The organism is Streptomyces sp. NPDC003027, from assembly GCF_053591435.1.
In genome coordinates this window covers 164,255-188,979 of record NZ_JBSFTU010000006.1, presented here as the reverse complement: position 1 = coordinate 188,979, position 24,725 = coordinate 164,255, and the positions used below count along the sequence as shown (strand labels likewise).

The 24,725-nt window shown below is 69.7% G+C and carries 28 protein-coding genes, 1 tRNA gene and 3 pseudogenes; 19 read left to right on the top strand and 13 right to left on the bottom strand.

All coding sequences use genetic code 11. From position 1 onward, the window contains the following. Positions 1 to 2: 2 nt before the first annotated feature. The 3 genes from ACWDX6_RS07650 to ACWDX6_RS07640 are packed head-to-tail and all read left to right on the top strand — an operon-like array spanning position 3 to position 1,641. The gene (locus ACWDX6_RS07650; protein WP_451484011.1) at positions 3 to 671 is read left to right on the top strand and encodes a hypothetical protein; all 669 of its coding nucleotides are present in this window, start codon (positions 3 to 5) and stop codon (positions 669 to 671) included. 10 nt (positions 672 to 681) lie between these two features. Further along, a complete protein-coding gene (locus ACWDX6_RS07645) occupies positions 682 to 987 on the top strand; it encodes an RNase A-like domain-containing protein (RefSeq protein WP_451484010.1) in 306 nt (101 codons plus the stop codon). Between the two features lie 12 nt (positions 988 to 999). After that, complete coding sequence (locus ACWDX6_RS07640; protein WP_451484009.1) at positions 1,000 to 1,641, top strand: contact-dependent growth inhibition system immunity protein; 642 nt, start codon at positions 1,000 to 1,002, stop codon at positions 1,639 to 1,641. 43 nt (positions 1,642 to 1,684) lie between these two features. Here ACWDX6_RS07640 and ACWDX6_RS07635 read toward each other — a convergent pair whose 3' ends face one another. Beyond that, a complete protein-coding gene (locus tag ACWDX6_RS07635) occupies positions 1,685 to 2,182 on the bottom strand; it encodes a phosphoribosyltransferase (protein WP_451484008.1) in 498 nt (165 codons plus the stop codon). Between the two features lie 13 nt (positions 2,183 to 2,195). Further along, positions 2,196 to 2,771 carry a dCTP deaminase gene (dcd, locus tag ACWDX6_RS07630; protein ID WP_451484007.1) on the bottom strand — a complete coding sequence of 192 codons (576 nt, stop codon included), beginning with the start codon at positions 2,769 to 2,771 and terminating at the stop codon, positions 2,196 to 2,198. A 393-nt stretch (positions 2,772 to 3,164) separates the two neighbouring features. Between dcd and ACWDX6_RS07625 the strand changes: the two genes are divergently transcribed. Both ACWDX6_RS07625 and ACWDX6_RS07620 read left to right on the top strand, forming a co-directional pair. Next, a tRNA-Gly gene (locus ACWDX6_RS07625) sits at positions 3,165 to 3,235 on the top strand. A 570-nt stretch (positions 3,236 to 3,805) separates the two neighbouring features. Continuing rightward, on the top strand, positions 3,806 to 4,492 hold the full coding sequence (locus ACWDX6_RS07620; RefSeq protein WP_451484006.1) for a restriction endonuclease: 687 nt from the start codon (positions 3,806 to 3,808) through the stop codon (positions 4,490 to 4,492). 650 nt (positions 4,493 to 5,142) lie between these two features. Here the strand turns inward: ACWDX6_RS07620 and ACWDX6_RS07615 are convergent. From ACWDX6_RS07615 to ACWDX6_RS07595, 5 genes and pseudogenes are all read right to left on the bottom strand, one after another. Beyond that, positions 5,143 to 5,550: a hypothetical protein gene (locus ACWDX6_RS07615; protein WP_451484005.1), complete on the bottom strand. Its 408-nt coding sequence runs from the start codon at positions 5,548 to 5,550 to the stop codon at positions 5,143 to 5,145. Between the two features lie 653 nt (positions 5,551 to 6,203). Next, a complete protein-coding gene (locus tag ACWDX6_RS07610; protein ID WP_451484004.1) occupies positions 6,204 to 7,472 on the bottom strand; it encodes a DUF7224 domain-containing protein in 1,269 nt (422 codons plus the stop codon). 1 nt (position 7,473) lies between these two features. Continuing rightward, positions 7,474 to 8,217, bottom strand: coding sequence for an ATP-binding cassette domain-containing protein (locus tag ACWDX6_RS07605; RefSeq protein ID WP_451484003.1), 744 nt, complete (start codon positions 8,215 to 8,217; stop codon positions 7,474 to 7,476). A gap of 109 nt (positions 8,218 to 8,326) precedes the next feature. Further along, positions 8,327 to 8,692, bottom strand: a complete 366-nt coding sequence (locus ACWDX6_RS07600) for a hypothetical protein (protein WP_451484002.1) — start codon at positions 8,690 to 8,692, stop codon at positions 8,327 to 8,329. A gap of 45 nt (positions 8,693 to 8,737) precedes the next feature. Then, positions 8,738 to 9,088: pseudogene (locus ACWDX6_RS07595) on the bottom strand (transposase); the annotation flags it as partial. A 122-nt stretch (positions 9,089 to 9,210) separates the two neighbouring features. Here ACWDX6_RS07595 and ACWDX6_RS07590 point away from each other — a divergent pair. The 4 genes and pseudogenes from ACWDX6_RS07590 to ACWDX6_RS07575 form a co-directional block, all read left to right on the top strand. Beyond that, a complete protein-coding gene (locus tag ACWDX6_RS07590; protein WP_451484001.1) occupies positions 9,211 to 9,516 on the top strand; it encodes a WXG100 family type VII secretion target in 306 nt (101 codons plus the stop codon). 466 nt (positions 9,517 to 9,982) lie between these two features. After that, positions 9,983 to 10,147 (top strand): hypothetical protein, encoded by a 165-nt coding sequence (locus ACWDX6_RS07585; protein ID WP_451484000.1) that lies wholly within the window; start codon positions 9,983 to 9,985, stop codon positions 10,145 to 10,147. 24 nt (positions 10,148 to 10,171) lie between these two features. After that, positions 10,172 to 10,732, top strand: a complete 561-nt coding sequence (locus ACWDX6_RS07580) for a hypothetical protein (protein ID WP_451483999.1) — start codon at positions 10,172 to 10,174, stop codon at positions 10,730 to 10,732. A gap of 62 nt (positions 10,733 to 10,794) precedes the next feature. After that, positions 10,795 to 10,902 (top strand): annotated as a pseudogene (locus ACWDX6_RS07575) (RNase A-like domain-containing protein); the annotation flags it as partial. Positions 10,903 to 11,150: 248 nt separating this feature from the next. Here the strand turns inward: ACWDX6_RS07575 and ACWDX6_RS07570 are convergent. Then, a complete protein-coding gene (locus tag ACWDX6_RS07570) occupies positions 11,151 to 11,363 on the bottom strand; it encodes a DUF6243 family protein (RefSeq protein ID WP_451483998.1) in 213 nt (70 codons plus the stop codon). A 215-nt stretch (positions 11,364 to 11,578) separates the two neighbouring features. Beyond that, a complete protein-coding gene (locus ACWDX6_RS07565; RefSeq protein ID WP_451483997.1) occupies positions 11,579 to 12,031 on the bottom strand; it encodes an Lrp/AsnC family transcriptional regulator in 453 nt (150 codons plus the stop codon). Between the two features lie 106 nt (positions 12,032 to 12,137). Between ACWDX6_RS07565 and ACWDX6_RS07560 the strand changes: the two genes are divergently transcribed. The 6 genes from ACWDX6_RS07560 (at position 12,138) to ACWDX6_RS07535 (ending at position 18,589) form a co-directional block, all read left to right on the top strand. Next, positions 12,138 to 13,097: an SMP-30/gluconolactonase/LRE family protein gene (locus ACWDX6_RS07560; protein ID WP_451483996.1), complete on the top strand. Its 960-nt coding sequence runs from the start codon at positions 12,138 to 12,140 to the stop codon at positions 13,095 to 13,097. A 157-nt stretch (positions 13,098 to 13,254) separates the two neighbouring features. Then, positions 13,255 to 14,178 carry a metal ABC transporter solute-binding protein, Zn/Mn family gene (locus ACWDX6_RS07555; protein ID WP_451483995.1) on the top strand — a complete coding sequence of 308 codons (924 nt, stop codon included), beginning with the start codon at positions 13,255 to 13,257 and terminating at the stop codon, positions 14,176 to 14,178. A gap of 6 nt (positions 14,179 to 14,184) precedes the next feature. After that, positions 14,185 to 15,069 (top strand): metal ABC transporter ATP-binding protein, encoded by an 885-nt coding sequence (locus ACWDX6_RS07550; RefSeq protein ID WP_451483994.1) that lies wholly within the window; start codon positions 14,185 to 14,187, stop codon positions 15,067 to 15,069. Next, entirely contained in the window at positions 15,066 to 16,004 is a 939-nt protein-coding gene (locus tag ACWDX6_RS07545; protein ID WP_451483993.1) for a metal ABC transporter permease, read from the top strand. The genes ACWDX6_RS07550 and ACWDX6_RS07545 overlap by 4 nt, the downstream gene beginning before the upstream one ends. A gap of 99 nt (positions 16,005 to 16,103) precedes the next feature. Beyond that, positions 16,104 to 16,400 carry a DUF1490 family protein gene (locus tag ACWDX6_RS07540; protein ID WP_451483992.1) on the top strand — a complete coding sequence of 99 codons (297 nt, stop codon included), beginning with the start codon at positions 16,104 to 16,106 and terminating at the stop codon, positions 16,398 to 16,400. Positions 16,401 to 16,402: 2 nt separating this feature from the next. Next, entirely contained in the window at positions 16,403 to 18,589 is a 2,187-nt protein-coding gene (locus ACWDX6_RS07535) for a heavy metal translocating P-type ATPase (RefSeq protein WP_451483991.1), read from the top strand. A gap of 142 nt (positions 18,590 to 18,731) precedes the next feature. Here the strand turns inward: ACWDX6_RS07535 and ACWDX6_RS07530 are convergent, their stop codons facing one another. The 4 genes and pseudogenes from ACWDX6_RS07530 to ACWDX6_RS07515 all read right to left on the bottom strand — a co-directional run bounded on the left by ACWDX6_RS07530 (position 18,732) and on the right by ACWDX6_RS07515 (position 21,215). After that, positions 18,732 to 19,649, bottom strand: coding sequence for an SCO2400 family protein (locus ACWDX6_RS07530; RefSeq protein ID WP_451483990.1), 918 nt, complete (start codon positions 19,647 to 19,649; stop codon positions 18,732 to 18,734). A gap of 198 nt (positions 19,650 to 19,847) precedes the next feature. Next, a complete protein-coding gene (locus ACWDX6_RS07525; protein ID WP_451483989.1) occupies positions 19,848 to 20,306 on the bottom strand; it encodes a MarR family winged helix-turn-helix transcriptional regulator in 459 nt (152 codons plus the stop codon). Positions 20,307 to 20,454: 148 nt separating this feature from the next. Beyond that, positions 20,455 to 20,776 (bottom strand): annotated as a pseudogene (locus tag ACWDX6_RS07520) (iron chaperone); the annotation flags it as partial. A gap of 28 nt (positions 20,777 to 20,804) precedes the next feature. Further along, positions 20,805 to 21,215, bottom strand: a complete 411-nt coding sequence (locus ACWDX6_RS07515) for a VOC family protein (protein ID WP_451483988.1) — start codon at positions 21,213 to 21,215, stop codon at positions 20,805 to 20,807. A gap of 386 nt (positions 21,216 to 21,601) precedes the next feature. Between ACWDX6_RS07515 and ACWDX6_RS07510 the strand changes: the two genes are divergently transcribed. From ACWDX6_RS07510 to ACWDX6_RS07495, 4 genes are all read left to right on the top strand, one after another. Next, positions 21,602 to 21,805, top strand: a complete 204-nt coding sequence (locus ACWDX6_RS07510) for a cold-shock protein (protein ID WP_030693997.1) — start codon at positions 21,602 to 21,604, stop codon at positions 21,803 to 21,805. Between the two features lie 304 nt (positions 21,806 to 22,109). Then, positions 22,110 to 23,624 carry a DEAD/DEAH box helicase gene (locus tag ACWDX6_RS07505; RefSeq protein WP_451483987.1) on the top strand — a complete coding sequence of 505 codons (1,515 nt, stop codon included), beginning with the start codon at positions 22,110 to 22,112 and terminating at the stop codon, positions 23,622 to 23,624. Between the two features lie 48 nt (positions 23,625 to 23,672). Next, entirely contained in the window at positions 23,673 to 24,146 is a 474-nt protein-coding gene (locus ACWDX6_RS07500; protein WP_451483986.1) for a CBS domain-containing protein, read from the top strand. Positions 24,147 to 24,196: 50 nt separating this feature from the next. Then, positions 24,197 to 24,508 (top strand): SCO5918 family protein, encoded by a 312-nt coding sequence (locus ACWDX6_RS07495; protein WP_451483985.1) that lies wholly within the window; start codon positions 24,197 to 24,199, stop codon positions 24,506 to 24,508. Positions 24,509 to 24,725: the final 217 nt, after the last annotated feature.

Below are 24,725 nucleotides of genomic sequence, written 5' to 3'. Positions count from 1 at the left end.
GCGTGACGACACACACCGGAGCGGTGTTCAACAACGGCGCGATCTCCCGGCTCATGGAGCTGGCCGTCGCCTGCCGACGCGACCGCTCCAAGACGCTCGAGGACGAACTGGCCCGCTTCTGCCGGACGATCAGGGACACACCGCAGGCCGAGTGGGCCATGCCGCTCGCCACCGTCGCCGCGCTGCTCGACCTCGTCTCGGACGAGGTGAGGGACACGGACCCGGCGACGCTGTCGGCGGGTTTCGGCGCACAGCTCGCCGAGGCCGCCGGTGACGTTCCCGCGCCCGAGTTCCTCCAGTTCCTGTCGGGGATGATCCGCCTCCAGGACTGGGAACCGATCCCGGACTTCGACCGGCTTCCGATGGCCGCCTGGGAGGCCGAGCTCAAGTTCGGCAGGATCCGCCAGTTCTGGTGGTGGGTCGATTCGGGCGAGTACGAGGACTTCGACGAGGGTGTACGGGCGGGAGTCGCCTCCGAGCACCCCGCCGGCTGCCGGTCTGCGCTGTCCTCGCTCGCGGCGGAGCTGCAGGAGGCGCTCCTCCTCTTCCCCACGCCGACCGCTCCGGCCGAGCCGGTCGCCGGTCTCGCCGAGACGGCCCCCTGGGCCTCACGACCGGTGCTGCAGGCGATCCTCCAAGCCGTTCACGCCCATGTCGACGAAGAGCACTGAGGTCAGTTCCGTGCCGAGCCCCAACGTTTCCGCGACCTATCCCGACCGGGAGACCGCCCAGTGGGCCACTCAGCAGGTGGTGACCGCCAACGAGCAGGCCATCCACCGCTGGCTCGCCCAGTCCACCCGGCAACGCCTCACCATCGAGGCCGCCTGGGCCTCCCGGCCTGAGCCGGTCGGGCGGGTGCTACGCCAGGCGATGATGCTCGCCGGCCAGGAACCCGTCGACGTGCGCGCCGCCCGGGTGGTCCTCCGGCGCAGTACCGACACCCCGCACGGCTTCACCGTGCACGCCACCTTCCCGATCTACCTCTAGAGGCTGTTTCCCTTGCCCCTGACCCCGCGCGAACACGACCGGAAGTACGGCGAGCTGGATCATGTCATCCGCGCCCACCTGGGGCGCCGTGCCGACGACCAGGAGCCGCTGGCGGCGTACCTGCGGCACACCTGGCGCACCCGTCCCTGGGCGATCCCGATCGCTGAGCAGCAGCTGCGCGAGTACGCCGACAACCCGCCGGGCCGGCTGCGGCTGCGGCTCGGCGAGTTCTACCCCGTGCCGGACGTCGGTCTGGACGACGCGGAGATCCAGCCGTGGCTGGCGAGCCTCGCGGACCGGCTGAAGGAGAGCGTCGAGACAGGTCAGGCACCGCCGCCCGCCACACCGCAGACCCGGTGGGAGTGGCACGCCCGCTTCCCCGAGCTCGCCCAGTTCCTCGGTGGCTGGTTCTCGCAGGACATGCCGGACGAGTTCGAGGACCACGACGCCGCCGTCCAGGACTATCTGGACACGACCGACAGCGGGCTGATCGCGCAGCTCACGGGCGAGCTGCACGATCTGCTCACCCTGCCGCTGGGCGAGCCGGACTACACGCTCGCCCTGGAGGAGCTCGGCATGGAGGTCGACCCGCCGGCTCCGTACGCCCCGGGCGGCTGGCTCATGGACCTCGCCGAGCGCCTTCGCACCCCCTGACGCTCTTCGCCGGCGTCAGGCCGCCCCGGCACCACGCTGGGCGTCAGGCGTCGAGGACCTGGCCCTCGCGCCGGACGACGGGCGGCTCGACGGACCAGGGGAAGTTGATCCACTCGTCGGTCTTCTTCCACACGTACTCGCACTTCACGAGGGAGTGCGACTTCTCGTAGACGACCGCGGAGCGCACCTCGGCGACGTGGTCGACGCAGAAGTCGTGGACGAGCTTGAGGGTCTTGCCGGTGTCGGCGACGTCGTCGGCGATCAGGACCTTCTTGTCGGAGAAGTCGATCGCGTTGGGGACGGGCGCCAGCATGACCGGCATCTCCAGCGTCGTCCCCACGCCGGTGTAGAACTCCACGTTCACGAGGTGGATGTTCTTGCAGTCCAGCGCATACGCCAGGCCGCCGGCGACGAAGACGCCGCCGCGGGCGATGGAGAGCACGATGTCCGGCTCGTAGCCGTCGTCGGCGATGGTCTGCGCGAGCTCGCGGATCGCGCGCCCGAAGCCCTCGTACGTCAGGTTCTCGCGTACTTCACTCATGACGACCGCCGCCTCACACCTGGGTCCGATGGAAGTTCAGGAACGAACGGGAGGCCGTCGGCCCCCGCTGCCCCTGGTAGCGCGAGCCGTACCGCTCGCTGCCGTACGGGAACTCGGCGGGCGAGCTCAGCCGGAACATGCACAGCTGCCCGATCTTCATCCCCGGCCACAGCTTGATCGGCAGGGTGGCGAGATTCGACAGCTCCAGGGTCACGTGCCCCGAGAAACCGGGGTCGATGAACCCGGCGGTCGAGTGCGTGACGAGCCCCAGCCGCCCGAGGGAGCTCTTGCCCTCGAGGCGCGACGCGATGTCGTCGGGGAGGGTGATGACCTCGTAGGTCGAGGCGAGCACGAACTCGCCGGGGTGGAGGATGAACGCCTCGTCGCCCTCGGGCTCGACCTGGCGGGTCAGGTCGAGCTGCTCGACGGCGGGGTCGATGTGGGGGTGGCGGTGGTTCTCGAACACCCGGAAGAAGCGGTCAAGCCGCACGTCGATGCTCGAGGGCTGCACCATGGATTCGTCGTACGGGTCGATGCGTACCCGCCCGGCGTCGATCTCGGCCCGGATGTCCTTGTCTGAGAGAAGCACGCCCCCACGATACGCAGAGGGCGCGGACCTGCCCCAATCGGCAGGACCCCGCGCCCCGGCAGGCATCAGCGCTGCTCAAGCTCCACGGGCACCGCATGCCTCAGCCGCGCACACCGCGGACACCGGACGAGCCGCCCGGGCCCGATCCGCCCGGCACCGAGCTGCTGCAACGGGAACGAAGCGGTACTGAACACGTGCCCCTCGGCACAACGGACGACGGTGCGCTCCATCGAACCCATCAAGTCCCTTCCCCGACAAGTGGTGGACGAGACAGCCACATTAGGGGATCAAGGGGACACCACTCCAGGCGGCACTCCGCCTGCGTAGGCTACGCCTCAACTGCACGATGGGGTACAGTGTCCGAGTCTGCGGTACCGATCACCGGGCCGCTGCGCGGATGTAGTTTAATGGTAGAACATGAGCTTCCCAAGCTCAGAGCGCGGGTTCGATTCCCGTCATCCGCTCGTGAACGAAGCCCCAGGTCAGCGACCTGGGGCTTCGTTATTGTCTAGACCTGTCGGGGCATGCCGTGCCCTCCACGTCCCCCCATCTCGCAGGAATGCCTCCTCGGCGGGCACGCGACGCACCACCTCACACCACGCCGACATGCAGGCCGGGCTCGTGGCGCAAAGTGATCACCGTTGGTGATCTTCACGTGACAGCTTGTCAGTGGCGGGTGCTTTCATGAGCGGGTCACGCACGGAGGCGTGATGTGACTGGTGAGGGGACACGACTGTGCCCGTGATCGAGGAGTACGAGAGGTCCGACGGGACCGTGGTCAGGAGACACGTCCGTCTGCCGGCGGGCGCCCGCCGGCAGACGGCGATCGCCGGACTGATCGTGGCGGGGGTGTTCCTCTTCGGCAGCGGCAACACGACCACCGGCGCGGGGACCCCGTCGGGACAGCACCGGTTACCCCGGCCACAGTCGACAGTGGTCTATCCGATCAAGTGGCCCGGATGGGACAAGCCAGTGGTTCGCCCCACACCGACGGTCTCGTATCCGATCGTCTTCCCCACCCCGGGGAGTGGACGATGAGCCATCGCCCGCCCCGTCGCCGACCCGACCAGAAGCGTGGTTCCGACGGGAAGTTCCTGTTGACGCTGGGCCTGATCGGCATGGTGTCTCAGGGGCTCTTGGCAGCCACGCTGTCCTGGCTGGCCGAGCACCTCTGGATCCTCGCCCTTCCGGTACTGGCAGTGGCCGGGGCAGGTACCGCCCATGTACTTCTGCGGCGGGCGGCGACTCGCCGGGAGCAGGTCCGTTTGCGGGGTGTTCGATACCTGGTTGAGCACCTGGACGGCCTGCACTACACCCAGTTCGAGTACGCCGTCCGTGACTTGATGCGACGTGACGGATATCAGGACGCCCAACAGGTCGGCGGAAGCGGCGACAACGGAGCCGACGTAAAGGCTACCGATCCGTTCGGGAGACGCTGGGTGATCCAATGCAAGCACCGCAAGGCCGGCTGGTCGGGGAAGGCCGTCGGCACCCCCGACCTCCAACGCCTCAATGGCACCGGCCGCCAGATCCACGACGGCGATGTCATCGTCATGCTCACCAACGGCCGCTTCTCGAAGAAGGCCCCCGACTTCGCCAAGTCCCAGCGCCTCCACCTGGTCGACCGCCATCTCCTCGCCCGATGGGCCGCCGACTCCACCCCACTGTGGGAATTGCTGCGAGCCGTACCGCCGCCGCGGAGACCCACCTCCCTCTCCTGACCCCGACAGCGGGTCTCGAACGAGTTGAAGGGGTTGTGCTCGTATGGAGCGCCGCCCCTTCAACCGGTCTCTTCGGACTTCAAGCACAGTCGGCGGCTTGTCAGCCGCCTCCTTCTGGACGGCACGAACCCTCGCGTCGGTGCCTCCGGCAACCTCCTGCTGGCGGGCGTCGTCGGAGTGCTGATAGATCATCGCGGCCTTCTCCGAGGACTCTTCTCCGCGCACCAGTCCAGGTGCCCCTTCACCTTCATGGTGCGGAAGGCCGACAGGTGGATGGTGCGCCCACCTGCGGACGATCTGGTGTCGCCCTCGACACGACGGCCGGTGTCCAGTTCCGGAGTGGCCTCGGTGACCCGTACAGCGAGCGGGCCGAATGTGCCCGAGGTCCGACGCAGGGGCCGCCAGCTCCTCCGGGCGCATGGGGCCGTATGCGCGGGAGGGGGAGAGCGCGACGACACATTGCCCTGGCCCGGTTCCCCGCCCGGCCACCGTAGGCGTCACGCAGGAGGTGCGAACGTCAAGAGCGTGTCGACAGCGCGAACCAACAGCGCGTGCGGAGACAGCAGCACTGCCCAGCGTGTGGGCCGTCTGCTCCCCTGGAAGGGGCGCAGACGGCATCAGGCACCTCAAGCAGCTCAGGCTGAACGCGATCAGTACCGGACGGTCACGGCAGTCGCCGAGAAGCGGTACCCGGTCGCGCCTCCGTTGATGAACTCCAGCCTGAAGTAGTAGTCGCCTGAGGCCAGGTCTCCCCAGTAGGAGGTGCCGCAGTAGTTGGTCTTGGTGCCCTTGTTCTCGTCGGGTCCGAACACATCCTTGTAGACGGCGGGAGAGACCGAGTAGAACGAGCCCGGATCCGTCGAGCAGCCGCCGAACGCGACCGATGTGCTGGTGGCATCCGTATTCTTGTCAGCCCACCGGCGGGACTCATTGGACCCTGCGATCCAGCTGCCGATGCTGGAGCTGAAGCTCCCTTCCGCCTGTGCCGGGGCAGCGACTCCGGCGAGAGCCAGGACGCCGGCGGCGACGGTCACGGACCTGAGGCCACGCTTGGTCACAGATATCATCGTTCCTTCTTCCATGGGTGGATGGATGCCTTGTGGCAACCCCGGTCAGAGGTGAGCGGTGATTCGAAGCGGTGGCCGTGACCACAGAACGGCCGTCGCGGCGCCGGCGCACACAACCCCAGCCGTAGTAGCCCCGGCGATGGCTGAGCCAGCGGGATGAAGGAGCCACGCCCAAGGTTCGGGCGACCCTCCCGGCCTCCAACCGCTAGCTGCGAGTACGAGAGGGATGGCGGCTAGCACCCCGCCGCTCAGCTGTGGGCCCAGCAGAGGGTGGAGCAGGAGTGCGAGACCCACGTACCCCGCCAGGTTCCGCCCTAGAACCACAGCGAGTTCCGAGTCCAGAACCAGGTAACTGGCGAGTGCGGCGAGCATTCCGGTCACGGCAATGCATACACCGAGGACGGAGTCCCAGGATCGGACGCTGCGGAGGGCGACGTGCTCGGTCTGACTGGCACCTCGTCCAAAGCCGTAAAGCAGCGTGACGGCCGGAATCAACGTCATGAGGTGTGCCAGAAGGAACTGCCCTGACTGCCCTGTCAGTACAGGAACGGGCAGCTCGATGTTGCCGACCGCCAAGCCGGTCACCACTGTGCCGAAGGTCGCCGCCGCGACGACCGGCACAGCGCGCACCTTGCACCACCAGATCATCCCTTGGCTCCGGGAATGCTCAGGTGCGGCGGCGTATTGCACGAGCGAAGAGCCGCGCGATTCTTTTCGTACCAGGCAAGCTGCTCGCCGGCAGGTAGCTGGCTAACCCGCCTCGCGAATGCGCTTTCGTGGGGTCCGAAGCGACCGGCCACGGTCTCCGCTGGGACACCAGCTGTGACGTACAGCCAGGCGGCCACCGGCCCTGCGGCGGCGGCCGCAGGGTAGGGAGCACCATTGAGCGCACAGGCGGGTGGCTCCGGGAGAAGACCCGACGCCACTCCGCCGGCGATATCCGCTGAACGCGCGTTGGGCGCGATGCCGAGTTTCAGGGCGCCCTTTCCGGGGTGAGCGGCCATTGTGAGGGTCGGCGGTACCTGAAGGCCAGCCTTCACCAGCCTTGCGGTAGCCGCTCGGGCATCCCGGCGGACCGCCTCGGGATTCTCGACCTCCGGCCACAGGCAGACTTCAGGCTGTGCCGCGTTGTCACAGACCAAGGCTCCTGTTGCCCGGGCCTGTAGGGGTTCCGGTCCGAGGTCACGCACCACAACCCACGAGGCACCCAGACCGCCGACAACCAGTGCGGCAGCCGCGCCCAGGGGCACTGCTCTACCGCGGAAGTGGATCAGGGTGAGGGCCGCGCAGGAGACTGCCGTAGCGAAGACAGCGGTCCCTACCAAGGCCCTGCTGTCGATTGATGTGTCGACCGAGCAGCAGCTGCTCAGTCCGCCTCCCACGAGGTACCGCAGCCAGAAGACGCTCCACGACGCCGGGTAGGCGCACACGAAGAAGCTGCCGATCAAGGCCAGGGGCGCGGCCAGCACTCCTGGCATCACGCGGCCGACGATGTAGCCGACGAGCGTGTTTGCGACGAGCATCGCGACGACGACTGCAAGGATCCCGAAATGGGGCAAGCCCAGCGGCACGTCGGCGGCGACCGCGGAAGTGAACAAGGCGACGAGGATGCCGAGCAACCCCATGGCCAGCACGGGCAGCAGCAAGGGGAGGGTGATACCCACCGGGCCGCGCACCGAAGTCTGTCCGAAGACGTTGCCCTTCGTGAGCCGCGCGCCTTCCCACGCGGCAGCAGCTGCACATGCAGCCGACACGAACGGCAGAGCGAAGGCTGCATTGCCCGTTGCCGATGGCCAGTAGTGCGGTGTCACCCAAGCTGACAGGTCATCGCCGAGAGCCAGGAAGACGAAACCGACCAGGAGCGGCAGTAGGACAGTGGCCGACGAAGATCGCACGACGGTGCGCAGAAGCATGTCATACCTCCCGGCCCACGAGCGCCGAGTACGCGGCCTCGGCACTTTCCCGTGGTGAGCCGACTTGGCCGGCGAGGGCATGGAACTCACTTGTGCTGCCCTGGAATCGCACCCGCCCCGCACTCAGGACGACAACCTCCTGGTACAGATCTGCCAGATCTTCGGTCTGATGGGTAGACACGACTACGTTCACGGACTGGCTCAGCTCAGCCACAAGGTCTCGGAACACACCCCTCTGCGTGGGGTCGAGGCCAGCGGTGGGCTCGTCCATCAGGATGATCTCGCTCTGATGGGTCAGCGCTCCCGCAATGCCCATGCGACGCAACTGCCCGCCGGAGACCTCATGGCTCTTGCGTCCAGCCAGCTTCTCCAGCCGGACTCTTGAGATCGCCTTCTCGGACGCCTCCCATGCCGCAGTCCTAGAGAGACCCTTCAACCAACCTGCGTAGGCCACCTGCTCGCGAACGGTGAGGCCAGGGACGGGAGTGATCTGCTGGGGGATCCAGGCGACCGCACGGCGATAACGTGCTCGCTCGCGGCGGTTGGAGGGGCCGATCCCGCTCCATGTGACGGTTCCTCCGGCTGGCGTCAGGTGGGAAGCCGCCAGCGCCATAAGAGTCGATTTTCCCGCACCGTTCGGACCGAGTAGCACAGTTGAGGGACTTTCGATCCGAGCGGAGAAGTCCGAGAACACGTCAGTCTTCCTGCCATACCGGAAGGAGAGACCTGCGAAGATCAGAGCCATGGCGCGCATTCCGCTGCGCTCCGTACAGAGGCAGCTTGTCTGGTGAGTCAGATGCAGCATGTGCCCCGGCAGGCTTCACCGACGCCGGGGCACATGCAGTATGGCGGGGTCAGTACTGCGTGCCCACGGAATTCACGGTCAGGAACTGGCCGGTCTGGAGGCCGCTGAGCTCGAAGTAATACGTCCCAGAGGCCAGATCCCCCCAATAGGTCCGGTTGCAGTAGTTCGTCCTGGTGCCCTTGCTCTCGTCGGGCCCGAAGGCGTCCTTCCAGACCACCAGGTTGGCGCTTTGGAAACCGTTCCAACCATCGGTCGAGCACCCGCTGAACCCGACCGAGGTGCTGGTGGCATCGGCGTTGGCGTCAGTCCACCTGCGGGACTCATCGCCCTGCTGCCACCCCTGGATGTAGGACGACCAGGACCCCTCCGCAAAGGCCGGGGTTCCGCCGGCGAGACCGAGCAGGGCGGCACCCACGATCAGACGAGAGGGCGCACCCCCCAGGGCCTGTCTGGTGAATGATCATCTGGCGGGTTCGCGGAGCCACAGGATCAGAGCTGCCAGGACGATTCCACCCCGGTAGCGATCGGCGAGCTTGTCGAACCTGGTCGCGATCGCACGGAACTGCTTGAGGCGGGCGAAGCATCCTTCGACCACGTTGCGGTGGCGGTAGATGCCCTTGCCGAAGGCGGGTGGGCAGCCGCCGTGGGCTCCACGTCGCCGGCGGTTGGCCACCTGGTCGCGGCGTTCAGGGATCGTGGCAACGATGCCCCGGCGCCGCAGCAGGTGGCGAATCGCCCGGCTGGAATACGCCTTGTCGCCCAGCACCCGAGCCGGTGTCGTGCGAGGTCGGCCCGCAACGGCGCGCGGGATGCAGGACGGGCAGGACCTGTCCGCCGCCCGCGCCCTCACCGTGCCCGATCCGGCGCCCGCGCCGGACGCCGGCCAGCCGGAGAGCCGCATTCTCGACGTCTGAACCACGGGGGATCAGCACCATGCCCGACGAAGACCGGATCACCGTTGACTTCGCCACCCTGCAACGCCTTTCGGGCGATCTGGAGGAGATCCTCCGCGCCCTCAACGAGAAGCTGGACACGCTGTACGGGCGCGTCACCAAGGTCGTACCGACCTGGGAAGGCGAGGCCCGCGAGACCTTCATCGACGAACTGGACAAGTGGAGCCACTCCGCCGACGACCTCAAGGCCGCCCAGGCCTGGCTCCACGAGGTCGTCGTCAAGGGGCACCTCAACTACGCCGCGGCCAACAGGTCCCTACTCGAAGGCTGGGGAGGCGGCACCTGATGGCAAGCCCCTCCGCCCCCGCCCAGTCACCCGGCGGCAGCGGCACCATCGACGTCAAGCCGAGTGACCTCTGGTCCGTCTCCGGCCGGGTCGCCGCAGAACAGGACTACCTCGTGCGCGATGCCAACAGACTCCTGGAGGAGCTGGGCAAGTACACCGACGCCGGAGGCGCCGGCACGGAGGCCCAGAAGTTCGCCCAGGCATACAAGAAGATCGGCGACCGCTGGCTGGAGGTCTGGGGACGATCCGTACTCAGCGTCGGCGGCGTCGCGGTCGGATTCACAGAGACGGCAAACGCCTACACCAAGGCGGACGCGGCGGCCCACCCCAAGCCCGGCACGAGTACGCCCTCAACCAGAACAAGGCCCAGATCGAGGCGTGGATCAAGGGTCCGCCGCCGGCGGCCGACGGAGACGTCGAGAAGTTCCGCGCGGACGCGCCGAACGGCGAGACCAGCGGACGCAGCGTGTTCAAGCAGCCGGTCGACCCGAACGACCCGAAGTCCGGTTACAAGGAGGGCGGCATCGACGCCAAGGCGTACGACGTGGAGGGCATCGAAGCGCGACTCAGGTACGACAGCAGCCGCAACCCGCCGTTCACGGTCATGACGTCGATGCCCTACAAGTCCTAGCGCCCCCGGAAAGGCCAGCACCACATGTCCGTCGACCAGAATTCCTGGGACTCCGCGGTACGCCACCTGTACAGGGACGCGTACGCGTACATCGCCACGGGGCCGCGTCGCCACGAGGACTGGGTCCTCGACGTCCTCGCGCTGATGGCCCGGGCCGTACCGGACCCCCGGGGCTGGACCCACGTCGATGACGCGGAAAGAGACCCGGAGCGCGAGGGGAACCCCACGTGGCCCTTCGCCGTTCACCCCCCGGAGTACGTCGCATCGCGCCTCAAGGAGATCGACCGGGACAGCGCCGAAGACCTTCTCCTCGCCCTCACCGAGACCGGCTGCACCCTGGCCAACCTCCAGTACTTCGACGAATCCCCGGAGAAACTACGGGAGATGGCGCGCACGGTCCTCGCGCGTTACGGAGACACGGCCACGTATCACACCAACGTCAGCAAGCGGGGCAGCGCGCCCGGCACGCTCGACTTCACGCTGGAGAGCCTGGGGTACAGCCCGCTGGGCCTCCTCATGGAGGACTGCGGCCTGATCATCGTCTCGGACACCGAGGTCGGCCTGTTCTGGAGCTTCGCCGACTGATGATCCGGCTGCCGATCCGTGCGAGCGCAGTTCCTGACCAGGTGATTTGAGAGGATGCCCCCGTGCTGACCCGTTCCGCTTCCTACCCCGACCGGGAGACCGCCCACTGGGCCACCCAGCAGGTGGTCAACGCCAACGAGCAGGCCGTCCACCGCTGGCTCGCCCAGGGCATGGAGGTCGGCCCACCGGCGCCGTTCTCCTACGGTGCCTGGTTCCAGTCGGTGGCGACGACGCTGTCCGGCGTCTGATCCGGCCTTGGTGGCCGGTCCCCGCTCGTCCCGGAGGGGGGCGCGGCCGCCCGGAAGGCCGACCGCGGTTTGTGGCACGGTCACCTCACTCGTGCCCGGCCGTGCCCTTCGAGCCAGGCTGCTGCACGGCGGCTGCCCCGGTGCGCTGCCGCCCCCGTGGCGGCGGTGCGTCAGCTCTGTGCGGTGTCGTCGCCCGTCTGGTCGGCGCCCTCGGCGCCCGCCTTCTCGCGCATCTTGCGCACCAGCTCCGCCTTCTGGTCGGCGGCGCCCTGGCGGTCGAGGTTGCGGTGCGGCCCGTTGTTCTGCCTTTCGGCGCGGGACAGCCTCTTGCGCTGGCCGCCGCCCTGGCCCACGGGGTTGTTGATGTTCTTGCTCACGGTCATGGGTTCTCCCGGTAACGATGTGAAGTGATCTACGGATTCACGGTGGGGGACGGGCGCGGCGACGTCGAAGGACGTCAGCAGGAGCCCACCGCGCTCTCACTGTGAATCGGCGTCTGGAAGAACATGACAAAGACGTTACCCGGTTCCGCGGGCCCCGCGCACCAGGCTCTCGCCGCCCCCGGCTGTCGGATCCGCAGGGTGCCGGTGCGGGGAGATCACACGTGATCAGCGGTCAGCGGCGAGAGCGGCCGCTCGAAGAAGGTCTCGAGCACGACCGTGGCCTGCGTCCCGCTGACCCCGTCGATGGCGTAGATCCGGCGCAGCACGTCCTGCAGTTGCTCGGTCGTCGCGGTCCTGACCTTCACCAGCACCGAGGCGGAGCCGGCGATGACGTGCGCCTCCAGGATTTCGGGGAGCGCGGCGAAGTCCTGCGCCGAATCGCCCATCCAGGACGTCGAGTCGACCATCACGTAGGCCAGGACCGCGCCGCCCACCGCGGCCGGGTCCACGTCGGCGGTGGTGCGCGTGATGACGCCGCGTTCGCGCAGCTTGCGCACCCGTTCGTGAGCGGCACCGGCGGACAGGCCGACGGTCTGTCCCAGTGCGGCGTAGGACTGGGTGGCGTCCCGCTGGAGCTGGTCCAGCAGTACACGATCGATGTGATCCACAGCTCTCCATTCGGTACTTCCTTGCTTTGACGATATCCCATCCTGCAATCTTCGCGTGAGGCGAGACGAGATTCGCCATGCGGTGCTTGCAGGAAGGGAAGTCCCCATGACCATCGAGCCACCCGGGCTGTACGAGATGCTCGACGACAGGTTCCGTACCGGCCGGTGCATGAACGGTGATGCCGCACTGGAGGTCCTGTACACGGGCTGCCGCTGGGCCGAGGGGCCGATCTACCTGCCCGCCTGGCGCCAGGTCGTCTGGAGCGACATCCCCAACGACCGGATGCTGCGGTGGGACGAGGAGACCGGCGCGGTCAGCGTCTTCCGCCGCTCCGCCGGGCACACCAACGGCAACACCCTCGACCGCGAAGGCCGGCTGATCACCTGCGAGCAGGGCAACCGGCGGGTCACCCGGACCGAACACGACGGCACCATCACCGTGTTGGCCGACCGCTGGCAGGGCAAGCGCCTGAACAGCCCGAACGACGCGGCTGTGAAGTCCGACGGCTCGGTCTGGTTCTCCGACCCGGACTTCGGCATCACCAGCGATTACGAGGGCTATCGCGCGCAGAGCGAGATCGGCTCCAACAACGTCTACCGGATAGATCCCGCCACCGGCGAAGTGCGGCTGGTCGCGGACTGCTTCCGCGCGCCGAACGGCCTGGTCTTCTCGGCCGACGAGCGGCGGCTGTTCGTCTCCGACACCGGCGCGGGCTTCATCCGGGTCTTCGACGTACGCGATGAGGGCACGCTGTCCGAAGGCGAGATCTTCGCCGAAGCCGGGGCGCGCGAGAAGGCCCGCTTCGACAACCTCCGCTTCGACGACGGCGGTCGGCTCTGGGTAGCGGCGATGGGCGACGGGGTGCACTGCTACGACCCCGACGGCACCCTGATCGGGCGGCTCGACGTCCCCGAGACGGTCGCCAACATCTCCTGGGGCGGCACCAAGCGCAACCGCCTCTTCATCGCCGCGGAGACCACCCTGTATTCCGTGGTCATGGGCGTCACCGGCACGCACCCGACCGGACCGGGGCGACGGCCCCGGCTGGAGCCGGCGACCCGGTGATCCCTCGGTCGTTCGGAACGCCGAGGGATTCGAGGGCAGGGGCGGGTGACGGCCGAAGGAACGCCACGGGCGGCCGTGATCCACTGGAGAGCTCGACCGCACGGCGAGACAATTCAACTGATTACCGTTTCAGCTTCCCCTTCAGCAGGGAGCCGGTATGCGGATGGCTCACGCTCGCTCGTCCAGCGCCGTCATCGGGCTCGCGGCCGCACTGGCCATCGGCTGCGGCGGCGTCACCGAGGCCGGTCCCCCGGGCGCCGCGCCGGCCGGTGGGGTTCCCGTCGTCGCCTCGACGAACGTGTACGGCGATGTCGTCAGGCAGATCGGCGGCGACAAGGTACGGATCGTCTCGATCATCAGCGACCCGGCGCAAGATCCCCACTCCTACGAGGCCAGTACGCGCAACCAGCTCGAGCTGGCCGAGGCCGAGGTCGTCGTCGAGAACGGCGGCGGCTACGACGACTTCGTCGGACGGATGCTGCGCGGCTCGGGCAACTCGTCCGCCCAGGTGGTCAACGCCGTACAGGTCTCCGGGAAGTCCCCGGACGCCGCGGGGGAGTTCAACGAGCACGTCTGGTACGACCTGCCCACCATGGTCAGGCTCGGCGACCGGATCGCGGATGCCCTGGCGAAGGCGGCACCCGCCGACGGCGCGGCGTTCCGGAAGAACGCTCAGCTCTTCGAGGAGAAGATCACCGCCCTCCAGGAGCGGACGCACCGGATCAACGCCCGCCACGCGGGCACCGCCGTGGCCGTCACCGAGCCCGTCCCGCTGTATCTGACAGAGGCGTGCGGCCTGGTGAACAAGACGCCCGCCGACTTCAGCGAAGCCATCGAGGAGGGCGACGAAGTCTCGCCGCGGAGCCTGCGGGCGACGATCGCGCTGCTCACCGGCGAACGCGTCCAGGCGCTGGTCTCCAACGAGCAGACCGCCGGCCCCCAGACCGAGAAGGTCGAGAAGGCCGCCGCCGACAACGGCGTCCCCGTGGTTCCCGTGACCGAGACCCTTCCCGAGGGGCAGGACTACATCGGCTGGATGGCGTCCAACGTCGACGCCCTCGCCCGCGCCCTGGACCGGTGAGGAGCCGTGGACCACGTCGACCACACAGAGGCCGTCGCACCGCCGTCCCGGTCCGAACACCCCGCCGGCGGCGGAACGGAACCCGTGATCAGCCTGCGGGGAGGCGCGCTGGCCTACGGCGACCGCGTGCTCTGGAGCGGCCTCGACCTCGCCGTGCGGCCCGGTGAGTTCCTCGCGGTACTGGGGCCGAACGGATCGGGCAAGACCAGCCTGCTGCGCGTCCTGCTCGGCCGGCAGCAGCTCACCGCGGGGACGCTGACGGTGCTCGGCGGGTCCGCTCACCACGGCGGCCGGCACGTCGGATACGTACCCCAGCAGAAGTCCCTACCCGCCCATACGATGCTCCGCGCCCGGGACCTCGTACGGCTCGGGCTCGAAGGACACCGGTGGGGTCTGCCACGCTCCCCCGGCTCGGCCCGCCGCCGTGTCGAGGAGCTGCTGGAGTCCGTCGGCGCGCTGCCGTACGCGGACACCCCTGTCGGCCTGCTGTCCGGGGGTGAACAACAGCGCCTGCGTATCGCGCAGGCCCTGGCCAACGATCCGCGGATCCTGCTCTGCGACGAGCCGCTGCTCTCCCTCGACCCGCAGCACCAGCGCACGGTCACGGCGCTCGTGGACCGGCGGCGCCAAGCGGCGGGCACGGCGGTCGTCTTCGTCACCCACGAGATCAACCCGATACTCGGCCTGGTGGACCGGGTGCTGTATCTGGCCCCGGGCGGCTTCCGGATCGGGCCGCCCGACGAGGTGATGACCACCGCCACCCTGTCCCGGCTCTACGGGACCCGGGTCGACGTCGTCCGCGTACGCGGCCGCGTCGTCGTCGTGGGGGCACCCGACGCGGCGGCCGTGCACCACGTCGCCGGCCGGGCGAACGGTGGTGGACAGCTGTGACCACTGTGACCGCGAGGTGGCCCCTCGTCGCGCTCGCGGACGGGGAGGACCGCGGCGTCTGGCAGCAGATCTTCGACTTCGAGGGCTACGGAGACCTGCTGGGCCTGGTGCACAACTCGCTGCTGGCGGGTGTCCTGCTGGGCCTGACGGGCGGGCTGGTCGGGGTGTTCGTGATCATGCGGGATCTGCCGTTCGCGGTGCACGGGATCAGCGAGCTGTCCTTCGCCGGCGCCGCGGCGGCACTGCTGATGGGGGTGAACGTCGTCGCCGGTTCGATCGTGGGCTCCCTGCTGGCGGCGGCCGCGATCGGGATCCTCGGTGTCCGGGCCAGGGACCGGAATTCGATCATCGGCATCCTCATGCCGTTCGGGCTCGGTCTCGGCGTGCTCTTCCTGTCGCTGTACAAAGGGAGGGCGGCCAACAAGTTCGGGATCCTCACCGGCCAGATCATCGCCGTGGACACACCGCAGATGGCGTGGCTCGTCGGCACGTCCGCCGTGGTCCTGATCGCCCTCGCGGTCGTCTGGCGGCCCCTGACCTTCGCCAGCGCGGATCCGGAGGTGGCCGAGGCCCGGAGCGTCCCGGTCCGCGTGCTGTCCCTGACCTTCATGCTGGTCCTCGGTCTCGCGGTGGCCCTGTGCGTGCAGATCGTGGGAGCCCTGCTGGTCCTCGCGCTGCTCGTCACCCCGGCCGCGGCCGCCGCCCGGCTCACGGCCTCCCCCGTGCTGCTGCCCGTGCTCAGCGTCGTCTTCGCGCTCGTCGCGATGGAGGGCGGCATCCTGCTCGCCCTCGGGAGCGCCGTCCCCATCAGCCCGTACGTCACCACCCTCTCGTTCCTGATCTACCTCGGCTGCCGGCTGGCCGGGTCCCGGCGCGCCGCCCGGTCGGCGCGGATCCCGGCCTCCGAGGGGCGACGCCCGCCCGCCCGTGTCTGAGGGGCGGTGGCGCGGCCACGGGTCGACCCGGCCGCGCCCCGGGTCCACACTGGAACCGAGGCCCGTCGCGCCTGTCCGGCGCGGACGGAAGGAGCTGGCATGCATCCCCTCACCATCGCCGGTGCGGCCGCCGGCAGGCTGGCTCACTACGCGGTCTCCGGCGTGGTGGGCGGTCTGATCATCAAGAACCTCCCCGCCGCCAAGCCCGCCGCGCGCAAGGCACTCGTCGGTGGCCTCGCGGGCGGCATCGTCGCGAGCCGCTGGCTGGCCTCGGCCGCCGAGGAGGCCCGCCTCAAGGCCGGTGACGTGCTGGCGGAGGCCCGTACCTCGCTCGGCGAAGAAGTGCCGCCGCCCTCCGCGGTCGACGTGAACCACGATCACGGACACGAGCACTGACCATGTCGAGCGTGCTCGTCCGCTCCGTGGCCGCGGGCCGGGCCCGGCTGTCCGTGCCCTGGCTGAAAGAGCGGCCCGGCTGCGCGGGGCTCGTCGACGACCGGCTGACCGGCGTCAGGGGCTTCCGGGCGCTGAGGATCTTCCCGCGCACCGGCAGTGTCGTGATCTGGGTGGAGCCCGACGAGCTGGACGTCGACCAGCTCGTCGGCGCCCTCGAAGAGGCCCCGCCCGCCGCCGTCGTGGCGGTCAAGCCGTCCCGTTCCCTGCCCGACACCTCCACCGGCGAGGTGGCCCGGCTGGTGGTCGGCGGGGCCGTACTGGCCGTGGTCGCCCTACGGCGCCTCCTGGCCAGGCCCAGGATCACCGTCGGCTCCTCGGGCTTTCTCGGTGTGGTGACGGTCTTCACCGGTCTGCCGTTCTTCCGCGGCGCCCTGCGGACCCTGCGCGGCCGCGGCAGCCCGGGTACGGACACCCTGGTCACGGCGGCGACGGTCATCTCGCTCGTACTCCGGGAGAACGTGGTCGCCCTCACCGTCCTGTGGCTGCTCAACATCGGCGAGTTCCTCCAGACCCTCACCCTGCGCCGCACCCGCCGCGCCATCGAGGAGCTGCTCACCATCGGCGACGAACGCGTCTGGCTGGTACGCGAGGGCGTGGAGGTGGAGGTCGATCTGGAGACGGTGGAGCCCGGCGACGTGGTCGCCGTGTACGAACACCACCGCATCCCGGTCGACGGCCACGTGCTCACCGGCGAGGCCCTGGTGGACCAGGCCGCCGTGACCGGTGAGGCCCTGCCCGTCTACGCCCGCGACGGCTCCCACGTCTACGCCGGCACCATCGTCACCTCCGGCTCGCTCACCGTGCGCGCGGACTCGGTCGGCAGCGACACCACCGTCGGCCGCATCATCAGCCGGGTCGAGGAGGCCCAGCAGGACCGGGCCCCGATCCAGACCGTGGCCACCCGCTTCACCCAGCGCTTCGTCCCCGTCTCCTTCGCCCTGGCCGCCGTGACGTACGCGGTCACCCGCGACGCACGGCGCGCCATGACCATGCTGCTGATCGCCTGCCCCTGCGCGGCCGGGCTCGCCACCCCCACCGCCATCAGCGCCGCCATCGGCAACGGCGCCCGCCGCGGCACGCTCATCAAGGGCGGTACGCACCTGGAGGGCGTCGGCCGGGTCACCGCCGTCGTCTTCGACAAGACCGGCACCCTCACCTTCGGCCGCCCCCTCGTCACCAGCGTCGTCACCCTCACCGACAGCGTCACCGCCGACGAGGTGCTCAGCCTGGCCGCCTCGGGCGAGCTGCACGCCCGCCACCCGCTCGCCCAGGCCATCGTGGCCCGCACCGAGGAACAGCACCTCCACATCCCCATCCACCAGGCGTGCGAGGTCGTCCTCGGCATGGGCATGCGCGCCGAACTCGACGGCACCCGCCTCCTGGTCGGCAGCCCCGCACTGCTGCGGCAGCACGGCGTCGGCCTGACCGAGGAGGCCCAGGGCTGGACGGAACGGCTGCGCGGCGGCGGGGAGACCGTCATCTGCCTGGCCCACGACGAGGACCTGATCGGCATGCTCGGTGTCTCCGACGCCGTGCGCGCCGGGGCCGAAACCGTCATCCAGCAGCTGCGCCGACTCGGCGTCTCCCGCCTGATCCTGCTCACCGGAGACGCACCGGAGACCGCACAGGTCGTCGCGGACGCCCTCGGCATCACCGAGGTCCACGCGCACGCCCTCCCGGAGGCCAAGCTCCAGCTGATCCGGGACCTCCAGGCGGAGGGGCACACCGTGGCCATGGTCGGCGACGGCACCAACGACGCCCCCGCCCTCGCGCTCGCCGACGTCGGCATCACCATGGGCGAACACTCCTCCCACGTGGCCCTGGAGACCGCCGACATCGCCCTGGCCGGCAACGACCTGCGCCAGGTGGCCGCCGTCGTCGAACTCAGCCGGCACACGCTGCGCGTCGTACGGCAGAACTACGGCCTCGCGATCGGCGTCAACCTGCTCGGCCTGGTCGCGGGAGCCGGCGGATCCATGAACCCGGTGCTCGCGGCCCTGCTGCACAACACCAGCAGCATCGCGGTCGTCGGGAACTCCGCCCGCCTGGTCAACCACACCCCGCACCTGCCCCGGGTGGGCGACGACATCCTGCGGGCGGCGCCCTTGGACGACCACCGGGTGCGCTGATCCAGCCGATCAAGTCGATCAAGCCGATCAAGCTGATCCACGCGAGAAGGCCCAGGTCACGAACCTGGGCCTTCGTCGTCGTTCAGATCACCATGTCACGGCGTCAGCGCGTCAGCGCGTCAGCGCGTCAGCGGCGGGGCGGTCAGCCGAGGCACACACCGATCAGGCAGACCTGCGTCGGCGATGCCGGGTCCGTCCCCGAGGTGGTCGGCACGAGGCCCAGCAGCGATGATCCGGAGCCGGCGGGGCGCTCCTCGGCGGTGACCGGCGCCGTCGTCTCCGGGGCCGGGGCGTCGACGGTCCCGGTGTCCGTCCCCGCGCCCGTCGCCGCTCCCGTCCTCGCGCCCGACGCGGGTCCGGTGCGCGGCGCCGCACCCCCGGGCGCGGACGGCTCGGCCGCGGCGACCGTTCCCGGCTGCCGGACCGTCGTCGAAGCGGCCGGCGTCGCGACGGCCGTGTTCCGCTCCTGTGCGGTCGTACGGGAAGGGGCGGCGGGCTCTTGCGACCCCGGCCTGTCGGGCCGCTCCTGCGGCGGGACGGCAGCCGCCGTCTGCGGCGCGGCCGGCTTGGTGACCGGCTCCGGCGGCGGGGCGGCGAGCGCGTGGCTGGTGGAGGGCCGGGTGGACGGCATCGCGGCGATGGTGAGGCCGCCACCGACCAGGGCGACGGCCGTCGCGGCCACCGCCCGGCGCCGGTGCTTCTTCCAGCGCGCCAGCTGCCGCCGCCGAGCCGCCCGGCCCTGCCCCGTACGGGCGCTTCCTTCGAGCTCAGCCGAGGCGTCACCGTCCGAGGCGGTCGCCACCGCGCCTTCGGAAGCGGCGCCGGAAGCGGCGTCGGAAGCGGCGTCGGCGATCGCCGCGGCGGCGGAGTGACGGGCGCCGGCGGAGGGCCCGGGAGCGAGCACCTCCGTCGTCGGCCATACCTCGTGCGTCGTCGCGGCGGACGGCACCGTGCTGTGCACGCGGTGGTCGGGCGGGGCGATGTCCGGAGCGTAGGCCCCGCAACCCGGACACACGAGAGCCCCGTTGAGGGTCCGACGGCACGAGGAGCAGTAGTCCATCTGCGATCTTCCTGTGGTGACTGCGCCGCCAAGGACGCCGGCGACCTTCTCGAGTTCGCACGCGGGATCGAACGGCCAGTAACGCTAGCGGCACACAAGGACGGCGGTGCGCAGCCCTTGTGATGCCGCTGCAAAGGTTTGCGTGGGTGCTGCGGCGAACGTGAACGCCACTCCTCCGGCCCGATCCGAACGGAAGACCTAGTGGTGCCAGGCGCGCCCGCCCGTGTTGTGGATGAATCGCTGGAGCACCTTGAGGGTCATCACGTACTCCTCGTCGGAGATACCCGCGTGGCGCTCCGCCCACAGCTCGTCCTGGAGCGCCGCCGCCTTGCCGTAGAGCGCCGTGCCCTCCGCCGTGAGGCCCAGACGCCCCTCGGCGTCCTCGGTGATCCAGCCCTGGACGATGGCGTCGTCGATCTCCGCGTCCATGGTCTGCGCGCCCGTGTCAAGGTAGTTCCGCAGGAGGCGAGTCACCTCCTCGCGGGTCCTGACGGCCTCGCTGCGCGCCACCTGTGCGAGGACCCACCACTGCGGCTGGCTGACGCCGATCCCGGCGAGGGCGCTCCGGGTGCGTGTGACGACGGCGTCGTAGGCCGCCCAACTCCAGTAACCGATGGGCTGCTGGATCAGTTCGGCGTCGCTGTGCGAGTACTCCATGGCCGGTCCTCCGTCTGTGCGGTAGCTGGTTCGACGGGAGCGACCGTAGAAAGTCAACCGGACTTGAGGTCAAGCCACTTCGACCGGGCGACCGGCCCGGGCGCATCCGCCCGGGGTCGACCGGCCCCGGCCGTCGGGCGGGCCGGGGTCAGCTCACCGCCTTCTCGACGAGGGCGGCGATCCGGTCCTCGTCGGCGGCGGTCAGGTCCGTCAGGGCGTAGGCGGCCGGCCACATGGTGCCCTCGTCGAGGTGCGCCAGGTCGCTGAAGCCGAGGGTGGCGTACCGCGACTTGAACTTCTGCGCGCTCTGGAAGAAGCAGACGACCTTGCCGTCCGGCGTACGCGGGCATGCCGTACCAGAGCTTCGGTGCGAGGGACGGCGCCCGCGTCGTGACGATGGCGTGGATCCGCTCGGCGAGGACGCGGTCCGCCTCCGGCATCTCGGCGATCTTCGCGAGCACCTCGCCCTCCTTGTCCGCCCCGGTGTGGGCGGGCGGGTCAGCGAAGCTGCTGGATGCGGACGAGGTTGCCCGCGGGGTCGCGGAAGGCGCAGTCGCGGATTCCGTACGGCTGCTCGGTCGGCTCCTGGGCGACCTCGGCGCCGGCGGCCCGCACCTTCTCGAACGTGGCGTCGAGATCCGGGGTGGCCAGGAGGATCCAGCCGTAGGTGCCCTTGGCCATCATCTCGGTGATGGTGCGGCGCTCGTCCTCGGTGATGCCGGGGTCGACGGCCGGCGGCGCCAGGAGGATGGACGTGTCGGGCCGGCCCGCGGGCCCGACGGTGATCCAGCGCATCTCGCCCTGGCCGACGTCGCTGCGGACCTCGAAGCCGAGGATGTCCCGGTAGAAGACCAGGGCGGCGTCCGGGTCGTCGTGCGGGAGGGCGCTCGCGTGAATGGTGATGTCCATGGCCGTCACGCTAGTCGGGGCTCACGGGCCGGCGCTTCTCCATTCCTGACCGGGTTCCAGGCCCTGGGGCACGGAGGGACTCGCGCCCGGACTTCCTTCCGCACGAATAAATATCTGTGTCCGCGAGATGAGAGTTTGCCGGACCACCCGGTGAGAGTTTTTGCCGCAACGACATAGCGGGCTCATTTCACGCGCACTCGCCGCCACGGCGTGCTACTGTCGATCTCAGTTGCAGTTGTGGTTCCCAAAAACTTCGAGTGCCCTCGGCCGGTTTCACGCCGCTGAGAGTGCTTATGTATTTCCGGTCATTTCCGGGTGGGGTAATCATCACGGCGACACGGCATCCGCGCAGTGTGGATGCCGGTTTGCCCCGAAGGAGATATGACATGGCATCTGGCACCGTCAAGTGGTTCAACGCGGAAAAGGGCTTCGGCTTCATCGAGCAGGATGGTGGCGGCCCCGACGTGTTCGCCCACTACTCGAACATCGCCGCCCAGGGCTTCCGCGAGCTGCAGGAAGGCCAGAAGGTGAACTTCGACATCGCGCAGGGCCAGAAGGGCCCGACGGCCGAGAACATCGTTCCCGCCTGACGCTGACGCGTACTACGTAGCTGGGGCCCGCATCCTTCGGGGTGCGGGCCCCAGCTGCACGTGTTTCCCGCAGTGGTTTCTCCTGCGGATGACTACCGGGCCCCGCTGCATCGACGCACGCGGGCACCCTTCCGGCCATGCACTCCTTTTCAGAGCCGCACCGCCACATTCAGCATCTGCGCCCGCATGATCACGCCGGCCAGTTTCGCTTTTCGCGTTCCATATCGGCCATTCTTGCAATTCTCCGTGCTGCACATCCGCTGCGGGAATTCCTTGATATGCGCCGCATCGAGGAAGGTTCCGTATGAACCGCACACGCACGAACGACCGCTCTTCCGACACCCGTACCCGCTCCGGCGGCGGCGCCGGACGGGGCAGCAGGTTCGGCTCTTCGGCCCCGAGCCGCTCCGCCGCTCCCGGCCGCTCCGGCGCGCCCAGCCGTTCCGGCGGTTACGGCCGCCGTCCCGCCGCGGTGCAGGGTGAGTTCACGCTCCCCCGGACGATCACTCCCGCGCTGCCCGCCGTCCAGGCCTTCGCCGACCTCGAGATGCCCGGGCAACTGCTCGCCGCGCTCGTCGCCGAGGGCGTGACCGTGCCGTTCCCGATCCAGGGTGCGACCCTGCCGAACACGCTGGCCGGCCGTGACGTCATGGGCCGCGGCCGCACCGGCTCCGGCAAGACGCTGGCCTTCGGACTGGCGCTGCTCGCCCGTACCGCCGGGCAGCGCGCCGAGCCCCGGCAGCCGCTCGCCCTGGTCCTCGTCCCCACCCGTGAGCTGGCCCAGCAGGTGACCGACGCGCTCACCCCGTACGCCCGCGCCGTCAGGCTGCGGGTGACCACGGTCGTCGGCGGCATGTCGATCGGCAGGCAGGCCGGGGCGCTGCGCGCCGGGGCGGAGGTCGTCGTCGCCACCCCCGGACGGCTCAAGGACCTCATCGAGCGCGGCGACTGCCGGCTGAACCAGGTGGCCATCACGGTGCTCGACGAGGCCGACCAGATGGCCGACATGGGCTTCATGCCGCAGGTCACCGCGCTGCTCGACCAGGTACGCCCCGAGGGCCAGCGGATGCTGTTCTCCGCCACCCTGGACCGCAACGTCGACCTGCTGGTCCGCCGTTACCTGACCGACCCCGTCGTGCACTCGGTCGACCCTTCGGCGGGCGCCGTCACGACGATGGAGCACCACGTGCTCCACGTCCACACGGCCGACAAGCACGCCACCACGACCGAGATCGCCGCGCGCGAGGGCCGGGTGATCATGTTCCTGGACACCAAGCACGCCGTCGACCGGCTGACCAAGGACCTGCTGGCCAGCGGTGTACGGGCGGCCGCGCTGCACGGCGGCAAGTCCCAGCCGCAGCGCACCCGCACGCTGACGCAGTTCAAGACCGGGCACGTCACCGTGCTCGTCGCCACGAACGTCGCCGCCCGCGGCATCCACGTCGACAGCCTCGACCTCGTCGTCAACGTCGACCCGCCGACCGACCACAAGGACTACCTGCACCGCGGGGGCCGTACCGCCCGCGCGGGCGAGTCCGGCAGCGTCGTCACCCTCGTCACCCCGAACCAGCGCCGCGGCATGGCCCGTCTCATGACGGACGCGGGGATCAGTCCGAGGGTCACGCAGGTCCGCTCCGGCGAGGCGGAACTGAACCGCATCACCGGCGCGCAGGCCCCTTCGGGCGTACCGGTCGTCATCACGGCCCCCGTGACCGAGCGCCCCAAGCGCGAGGCCGGCGCCCGCTCCCGGCGCAACCGCCCCTCGCAGGCGATGCGCCGTGCCGCCCAGCGGCGGTCCGCCTACGACCCGGCGGCCTAGAACATCCGCTCGCAGGTCATGGCCCGCCCACTTCCGCAGGAGGCACGTGTGACACCGGTTCAGACGCATCCCCGCCCCATGAGCACCGCCTCCACCACGGTCAGGACGGTGGCCATGGCCGACGCCATGGAGGGGACCATGGAGGCCGCCATGCACCACGCCATGGAAGACGCCATGCACCACGCCATGGGTGAGACCGTGCCGCAGGTCTGGGACGACATGACCGTCGAGGTGGCCCTCTCCGTCATGGCGAGCGCCCGCGCGGCGCACCTGGTCGTCCGCGACAACGACGGCCGGTGCACCGGACTCGTCACCCGGGCCCAGCTCGCCGCTGTCCACGGCAGCTCCGCCTACACCGACCGTCTCCGCCTGCGCGAGATCACAGGCGCACACGGACCGTTCACCTCGCCCGTCACCACGATGGCCGAAGCCGAGCGGGCCATGCGCCACCGCCCAGGGGGAGCGCTGCCCTTGGTCGACGAGCACGGCCGCGCCCTGGGCGTACTGCACCCCTCCCGCTGATCCGCCTCACCCGGTCGGACCGCTCCTCCCTCTTCTCCCTGTGAGGTCCCATGCGCTGCGTCATCGCCCGCTTCCCGTTCGAACTCACCAAGAGCGGCGTGCTGGAAACGATGAAGGGCGTCAAGCCCGAGCCGATCACCGGCGAGTCCGTGATCATCGGTCGTCGTTCCTACCCCGTCAAGCAGGTCGGTGAGATCGTCACCCGCCAGGACCGGCGCGACTTCACCGCCGGTGAGGTCCTCCGGGCCATGACCCGGCTCGGCTTCACCTGCCGCGCCCTCCCGATGGCCGCCGCCCCGGCGCCCGCTCTCACCCCGCTCCAGCACGCGTCCGCCATGCTCGGGGTTCCCGTGCCGGTGTGACCGGCGACGGCGACCCTCGCCGTACACCGCATTCGAACAGCTGAACAGCCCGAAAAACGCGAAGGGCCCGACCGGTACGCACCGGCCGGGCCCTTCGCGTATGCCGTTCGCACGGGGATCCCCTCGGGCGCCCGCGGGCCGGAGTCGTAACCTGATCGCTGGACACGCGAGAATCGGCAGGCGGAGATGGACCGCCGGCCGGCGGTACACGTGGGCA